The sequence below is a fragment of the Leclercia tamurae genome (assembly GCF_025566055.1).
In the GTDB taxonomy this organism is placed as follows: domain Bacteria; phylum Pseudomonadota; class Gammaproteobacteria; order Enterobacterales; family Enterobacteriaceae; genus Enterobacter; species Enterobacter tamurae.
The window spans coordinates 1-282 of the sequence record NZ_JAMHKS010000024.1 but is presented as its reverse complement, the minus strand read 5'-3'; the positions used below and the strand labels follow the sequence as shown (position 1 = coordinate 282).

The 282-nt window shown below is 54.3% G+C and carries 1 tRNA gene and 1 rRNA gene; both read left to right on the top strand.

Annotation, left to right across the window (positions count from 1 at the left end):
* Positions 1-102, top strand: a 16S ribosomal RNA gene (locus M8318_RS00120); the annotation flags it as partial.
* An 87-nt stretch (positions 103-189) separates the two neighbouring features.
* Positions 190-264: transfer RNA gene (locus M8318_RS00115), tRNA-Glu, on the top strand.
* Positions 265-282 lie beyond the last annotated feature (18 nt).

Sequence of the window (282 nt, the reverse complement as noted above, 5' to 3'; positions counted from 1 at the left end):
AGCTTAACCTTCGGGAGGGCGCTTACCACTTTGTGATTCATGACTGGGGTGAAGTCGTAACAAGGTAACCGTAGGGGAACCTGCGGTTGGATCACCTCCTTACCTTAAAGAACCTGCCTTTGTAGTGCTCACACAGATTGTCTGATGAAAAGTAACGAGCAAGACGGCTGCGAAGTCGCGACACATCGTGTCCCCTTCGTCTAGCGGTTAGGACTCCGCCCTTTCACGGCGGCAACAGGGGTTCGAATCCCCTAGGGGACGCCACTTGCTGGCTGTGAGTGA